The sequence below is a fragment of the Guyparkeria sp. SB14A genome (genome assembly GCF_005096345.1).
GTDB classification, from domain to species: domain Bacteria; phylum Pseudomonadota; class Gammaproteobacteria; order Halothiobacillales; family Halothiobacillaceae; genus Guyparkeria; species Guyparkeria hydrothermalis.
This window is the reverse complement of the sequence record NZ_SWAW01000050.1, coordinates 1-6,725: the sequence shown is the minus strand read 5'-3', so window position 1 is coordinate 6,725 and position 6,725 is coordinate 1. Positions and strand designations below refer to the sequence as shown.

At 66.5% G+C, this 6,725-nt stretch carries 6 protein-coding genes; all 6 read right to left on the bottom strand.

Annotation, left to right across the window (positions count from 1 at the left end):
- Positions 1-365 precede the first annotated feature (365 nt).
- Positions 366-1,652, bottom strand: coding sequence for an FCSD flavin-binding domain-containing protein (locus FAZ79_RS10960; RefSeq protein ID WP_136868004.1), 1,287 nt, complete (start codon positions 1,650-1,652; stop codon positions 366-368).
- 38 nt (positions 1,653-1,690) lie between these two features.
- The gene (locus FAZ79_RS10955) at positions 1,691-2,044 is read right to left on the bottom strand and encodes a c-type cytochrome (protein ID WP_136868003.1); all 354 of its coding nucleotides are present in this window, start codon (positions 2,042-2,044) and stop codon (positions 1,691-1,693) included.
- 319 nt (positions 2,045-2,363) lie between these two features.
- On the bottom strand, positions 2,364-2,927 hold the full coding sequence (locus tag FAZ79_RS10950) for a phosphatase PAP2 family protein (RefSeq protein WP_247709547.1): 564 nt from the start codon (positions 2,925-2,927) through the stop codon (positions 2,364-2,366).
- Positions 2,924-4,054, bottom strand: a complete 1,131-nt coding sequence (locus FAZ79_RS10945) for a glycosyltransferase family 1 protein (protein WP_211238847.1) — start codon at positions 4,052-4,054, stop codon at positions 2,924-2,926. The genes FAZ79_RS10950 and FAZ79_RS10945 overlap by 4 nt, the downstream gene beginning before the upstream one ends.
- A gap of 130 nt (positions 4,055-4,184) precedes the next feature.
- A complete protein-coding gene (ligA, locus tag FAZ79_RS10940; protein WP_136868001.1) occupies positions 4,185-6,218 on the bottom strand; it encodes an NAD-dependent DNA ligase LigA in 2,034 nt (677 codons plus the stop codon).
- A 7-nt stretch (positions 6,219-6,225) separates the two neighbouring features.
- The coding region (locus FAZ79_RS10935) for a cell division protein ZipA C-terminal FtsZ-binding domain-containing protein (RefSeq protein WP_211238846.1) at positions 6,226-6,725 on the bottom strand (500 nt) is incomplete at its 5' end.

The window sequence follows — 6,725 nt, the reverse complement described above, 5'->3', positions numbered from 1 at the left end:
GGATTAGCACCCACCCAAGCGTTGGTCGCCCTTGCGAGAAAACTGGCTCGGGTCGCTTTCAGTTTGATGCAGAAACAGACTGACTACGTGCCGAGAATCCCTTGTGGGGAGACATAGAATCTCCTACGGCTGTTGCATGCCTGTGTGGTAGGCAGCCTCGCAAACGAAATGCACCACCGCATATGCGGCCCGGTCTCGACTTGTGGCCACGTTTGAGAGGGACGTCGGCTGCCGTTGCCTTCGCGGGCGAGTCGCGCTCGCATATCGGCCCGGCGTCATGATGCCCTGATAACGATTGAAGGCCCGCCATCTCGCGATGACGAGCCTTCTGGCGTCGGCCGCCAGGTGGGCGGCTCGGGAGGCGGTCAACTGCCCCAGATATCCTCGGTGATCGAGGCGTACCAGTCGCGAGCGTAGCCGGCTTCCTTCTCGGCGTTCTTGCCACCGAGCGGCGAGACGCCACCGGCGCCTTCCACGGAGACGGTCTGGCCGTCCTGGACCGCGTAGACCGCGGCGACGGAAATGCCGTAGTCCGGGGCCACCAGGCTGTAACAGGTGTTGACCCAGCTCGGCTCGGGCGGGTTCTCGTTGTGGAACATCGCCACGATCGCCGCCGCGCAGTTCTTCGCCTGCGAGTTGGCCGAGAAACCGGACTTGGGCATCGGCGAGCCGATGCAGGCATCGCCCACCACGTGCACGCCCGGCTTGATGGTCGACTCGTAGGTGCCGGTGTTGATCGGGCACCAGCCGGAATCGTCCGTCAGGCCCGCCCGGTGGGCAATCCAGCCGGCCTTCTGCGGCGGGATGACGTTGATCACGTCGCCCTGGTACTCGGTACCGCCGGCGGTGACCGTCATGGTGTCCGGGTCGACCTTCTCGACACCACCACCGAAGTCGCCGCCGATCCATTCGATCATGTTGCCGTAGTTGGCGGTCCAGCCCTCGCGGAACAGCGGCTCCTTCGAGAAGCCGGTCTTCGGATCGAGCACCAGGATCTTCGAGTTCGGCTTGTTCTCCTTGAAGTAGTTGGCGATCAAGGAGACGCGTTCATACGGCCCCGGCGGGCAACGGAACGGGTTGGGCGGCGCGGCCATGATGAACGTGCCGCCGTCGTCCATTTCCTCGAGCTGCTTGCGCAGCAGCAGGGTCTGCTCACCCGCCTGCCAGGCATGCGGCATCGTGGTGTTGGCGACTTCCTCGGAATAGCCTTCGATCGCATCGTAGTTGAAGTCGATGCCCGGCGAGACGACCAAGCGGTCGTACTCGTAGGTTCGGCCATCCTCCAGCGTGACCACGCGATTGTCGGCGTCGATACCGGTGACCCAGCCCTTGACCACGTTCACGCCGCGCTTTTCCAGCGCCGTGAAATTGTGGGTGATCTCGTCGATCTCCTTGAGGCCACCGATCACCAAATTGGAGAACGGGCAGGTGGTGTGGCTGGACTGACCGTCGATCATGGTGACGTCGACGGTCGGGTCGAACAGCTTGACGTACTTGGCCGCGGTGGCACCACCGAAGCCGCCACCGATGACGACTACGCGCTTGGCGCCAGTGACGCTGCCTTTGCTCTGGCAGCCGGCCAGACCGGTCACCGCGCCCACGCCGGCCATGGCCATGCTCAGTTTCAGAAATCCGCGTCGGGAAAGACTCATTGCGGTTACCTCTCGTGTTCCTTGTGCCGGGTGGGGCGTTACTGGTTGGCGAAGAATTCAGACACCGCCTGAATCTCCTCGTCGGAATACCCCTTGGCGATACGGTTCATGACCGTGCCTTCCTGGGCATCCGACTTGTACGCCAGCATCTTCCCGGCGATCACTTCCTTCGGCAGGCCGGCCAGACGCGGGATGTTGCCCGAGCCCTTCCCCTCGAAACCGTGACAGCCCATGCAGGTGGAACCGATGATCGACCCGTTGCTCAACTCCATTGCCCCGCCATGACCGTCGGCGAACGTAACGCCCGCAAACAGCGTCAGGCCCAGCCCGACCGCGGCGAGGGACCTGGCGGGTAGTCGGCGGCTCGAAGCCGCTTCTCGATTGTTTGACATCCCCAATCCTCCTAAATGTGTCTTGCCGCCCGGACAAGCACGAGCCGTCCCTGCCCAAGCGTTGCAACCATACCCCCGCAAATTGCGCCTTTGCAACGCTTATATAGACGATTTTTGTTGGCGTATTTAATAGGCAGACAACACACTGGGCCATATGCACGACTATTCAGTCACTTGCCCAGTCATTGCATCTTTTTATGCCCCAATAGCACCCCGAATGAAGCAGGGCTTCCTCTTGGTCAATCTCGTTATTGTTTTCTAGATATTCGGAAATCGGCAATCACGACGGACCACCAAACCCACGGGAAGGGCCGAGCCGTCAGAGCAGATGGAGGGTCGATGCGGCGAGCACCGCACCGATGGCCGCACCGACCAGCACATCGGAGAGATAGTGCAGCCCGAGCACCATGCGGGACATCGCCACCAGCAGGGCGAAGGGCAAGACGATCCACCACAGCGCCGGCTGGAAGGCCACCAGCTGGATTCCAAAGTTGACCGCGTGGAGGGTGTGCCCGGAGGGAAAGCTGTACTGGTCGAGCGGGGCGACGCTGATTTCCAGCCGCTGGTTGCGGTTGAGCGGGCGCAAGCGGGCAGTCCGCCGCTTGATCGTGAGGTAGATCAGCACGCCCGCCCCGCCGGAGGCGAGCATCAGCGCCATTGGCACCACGGCCTCGGCCCCATGCCCCACCAGCACAAGCAAGGCGAGCAGGTACCAACCCATGCCGTCACCCAACCGTGAGGCCGCGGCGAACAACCAGCGCAACCCCCGTACCCGGTGGGCGTGATTGCAGCGCTCGGTCACGAGCGCCTCCCAGCCCAGGTAGGCCTGAATCGCCCGCGAGCAACGCGCGGCCATCGGCGAACCGGCACGCAAGGGCGTCATGTCAGACGCTCCCGTGCCGCGGCATCGATCGTCGACGTGTCCGCCACGTCGGCCAGGTTCTGCTCGAAGGCATCGACGATCGCCGCCCAGCTGTGGGCGCGACCGGTCTCGGCCGCCCGCACGCGACGCCGGCGCGATTCGGGCGCCAGGAGATCGGGCACGCGGTCGAGGAAGCCCGCGGTGTCGGCGAAGGGGGCAAGCAGACCGTTAACACCCGGGTCGATCAGCTGGCGCCCGGCGGCGTAGTCGAAGCCCAGGCAGTCGAGCCCGCTGGCCATGGCCTCGAGCATCACGATGCCGAAGGTCTCGGTCAGACTGGGAAACAGGAAGGCATCGGCCGAGGCGTAGTGGCGTGCCAATGCCTCGCCGCGCAGCGCCCCGGCGAAGACGGCCCCGGGCAATTGCCGCTCGAGCCGGGTGCGCTCGGGGCCGTCGCCGACCACCACCAGGCGGGTCTGTGGATCGATCGCGCGCGCCCGCGACCAACTGTCCACCAGCAGGGCGAGGTTCTTCTCGGCGGCCAGACGACCCACGTGCAACAGCACGGGCGTCGCATCATCCGCGCCCCAGACCGCCCGCAATGACGCATCGCGCCGGTCGGGGTTGAACAGATCGGTGTCGACGCCCCGACCCAGCACCATCAGGCGCTCGAAACCCTGCGCCCCGAGTTCGGCGGCCTGTGTCGCCGTGGGGATGAAGGTGTTCGCCGATCGGTTGTGGAAACGCCGCAGGTACCGCATCACCGGGCTGGCCAACCACCCCAGCCGGTAGTCGCGTGCATAGGCGTGGAAATTGGTGTGCAGCGAGGTGGTGACGGGCAGATCCAGGGCGCGGGCCGCGGCCAGGGCCGAGGCGCCCAGCGGCCCCTCGGTGGCGATGTGCACCACGTCGGGCGGATCCTCGCGCCAGTCGGCGAGAAAGGCACGCCGGCGCGGGAGGCCGAGCCGCACCTCGCGGTAGAACGGCAGGGCGACGCCCGGCACCTCTTCCCCATCGCCGAGATCGCGTGCCACCGCGGCTTTCGGGCAGGTCACCACCACGCGATGGCCGCGTTCACGCAGGCCCGCGACCAGGCAACCCAGGGTGGTCGCCACCCCGTTGATGTCGGGCGGAAAGGTTTCCGTCACCAGTCGGATATCCAATCGGCACCTCGGTCTGACTCCGGGGCAAAATTGCCCCACAAGTCAGGACGCTAGGGCGATTCGATGACAGCGGCGTGTCGCCGTCTTGACGATTTGGCGACAGGAAGGAAAAAGGTCAGCGGTCCGTGTCGAGTGTGGAGGGATTCTCCAGCAAACGGGCGAAGGCCTCGGCATCGAGCACCGGCACGCCGAGCTTCTCGGCCTTGTCGAGCTTGCTGCCGCCGGCCTCGCCGGCGACCAGGGCGGTGGTCTTCTTCGATACCGAACCGGTGACCTTGGCCCCGAGCGCGGTCAGTCGATCCGAGGCCTCGTCGCGCGTCATGTCCGGCAAGGTGCCGGTGATCACGAAGGTCTTGCCCGCCAGCGGCGCATCGTCGGCCGGCGCCTCGGGCGTGGGCCAGTGGATGCCGGCGGCCAGCAGCCCGTCGATCACCTCGCGGTTGTGCGGCTGCTGGAAGAAGGCGCGCACGTGGCGGGCGACCACCGGACCGACGTCCTCGACCGTCTGCAGCTCTTCCTCGGAGGCCGCCATCAGCGCGTCGAGGTCGCGGAAATGGCGGGCGAGCGACTCGGCGGTCACCTCGCCCACCTCGCGGATACCCAACGCGTAGAGGAAACGCCCCAGGGTGGTCTCCTTGGCCTTTTCCAGCGAGTCGAGCAGGTTGTCGGCGGATTTCGCCCCCATGCGCGGCAAGGCGACCAGGTCGTCCCGATTCAGGCGGAACAGGTCGTCGACGTGTTCGACCAGCTCGCGCTCGAGAAACAGGGTGATCCACTTCTCGCCCAGTCCGTCGATGTCCATCGCCTTGCGACTGGCGAAGTGGCGAATCGCCTCGCGGCGTTGCGCGGGGCAGAACAGCCCACCGGTGCAGCGCGCGACCGCCTGCTCCTCGTCGCGCAGCACCTCGGAGCCGCACTCCGGGCAGCTGTCGGGAAGCTCGATCTTTCGGGCATCGTGGGGGCGCTTCTCGGGCAACACCTCGATGATCTCGGGGATCACGTCACCGGCGCGACGCACGCGCACCCAGTCGCCGATGCGCACGTCCTTGCGCTCGATCTCGTCCATGTTGTGCAGGGTGACATTGGCGACGGTCACCCCGCCCACCGCCACCGGTTCGACGCGGGCGACCGGAGTCAGTGCGCCCGTGCGCCCCACCTGGAACTCGACGTCGCGCACCTGGGTGAGCTTTTCCTCGGCCGGGAACTTCCAGGCGATCGCCCAGCGCGGCGCGCGGGCGACGAACCCCAACCGCTGCTGGTCGGCCAGCGAATCCACCTTGAAGACCACGCCGTCGATATCGAAGGCCAGCCCCGCACGCTTCTCGCCCAGCGACGCGTGGAAGGCTTGTGCGGCCTCCAGCCCCTCGACTCGATCACGGTGTTCCGCGACGACAAACCCCAGCCGTTCGAACCAGTCGAGCCAGCCCGACTGGGTCTCGGGCGCCTCGATGCCCTCGGCCGCACCAATGCCGTAGGCAAAGAAGTGCAGCGGCCGGCTGGCCGTGACCTTCGGGTCCTTCTGGCGCAACGAGCCGGCCGCGGCGTTGCGCGGGTTGGCGAATACCTTCTCGCCGCGTCGTTCGGCGCGCCGGTTGATCTCGGCAAACGACTCGTGGGTCATCACCACCTCGCCGCGGACCTCGATGCGGCTGTCGACCGGCAGGTCGATCGAATACGGCACGGTCTCGATGGTGCGGACGTTGTCGGTGACGTCCTCACCACGTCGCCCGTCACCGCGGGTCGCCGCCCGGGCGAGCACGCCGCCCTCGTAGGTCAGGCTGATGGCCAGGCCGTCGAACTTGGGCTCGGCCAGATAGGTGATCGGCTCGTCGCGGCCCAGGCGCTCGCGCACGCGGCGGTCGAAGGCGGTGAACTCGTCGGCATCGAAGGCGTTGTCGAGCGAGAGCATCGGCACCTGGTGCTCGACGGTCTCGAAGACATGGCTCGGCGGGGCGCCCACCGTCTGGGTGGGCGAGTCGGGGGTGATCCAGTCGGGATGTTTTGCCTCGATCGCCTCGAGCTCGCGCATCAGGGCGTCGTACTCGGCGTCCGGCACCGTGGGGCGATCGAGGACGTAGTAGCGGAAGTTGTGCTGGTTGATCTCGGCGCGCAGGGCCGCAAGGCGCTTGCGATCGTCGGCCTCACTCATGCCGCCATCACCCGTGCTCGTCAATCAACTCGCGATACCGATCGATCGATTCGCTGTCCAGCGGTTCGCGGCGATCGTCGATCAGCATGGCATCCAGCGATTCGGCCAGCGAGGTGGCCACCTGGTGCATGCGCTCGAAGACCAGCGAGGGGTCGGCCCCGCCGCGCACCGGCAACTGCATGAACAGCGCCAGCGCGGGGGTTTCGAAGGAGGACAGGTCGTCGGGGTTGAACTGCCCCGGCGAGACGGCGTTCATCAGCGAGAACCAGTCGGCGCCGTCGAGATCCTGGAAGTGGTAGATCGAGAACTCGCCGAACTCGAAGCCGGACTCCTCGATCGCACGCCGGACCCGCTCGGGCGGCATGGCCGCCTGCTCGCGGTCGACGATCATCATCGAGATCACCGCGCCGGATGCGGCCTCGCCGCCATCGGCCGGCGGTTCGTCTGCCGGTTCCGGCGCCCCGTCGTCCACCCGGGGCTCCTGCGCGGCCGGCTCGTCGGCCGTTG

What these genes read in the sequence shown, in the direction of transcription:
- FAZ79_RS10955 (WP_136868003.1), bottom strand. Translation starts at nt 2,044, where the DNA reads ATGTCAAACAATCGAGAAGCGGCTTCGAGCCGCCGACTACCCGCCAGG.
- FAZ79_RS10960 (WP_136868004.1), bottom strand. Translation starts at nt 1,652, where the DNA reads ATGAGTCTTTCCCGACGCGGATTTCTGAAACTGAGCATGGCCATGGCC.
- ligA (WP_136868001.1), bottom strand. Translation starts at nt 6,218, where the DNA reads ATGAGTGAGGCCGACGATCGCAAGCGCCTTGCGGCCCTGCGCGCCGAG.
- FAZ79_RS10950 (WP_247709547.1), bottom strand. Translation starts at nt 2,927, where the DNA reads ATGACGCCCTTGCGTGCCGGTTCGCCGATGGCCGCGCGTTGCTCGCGG.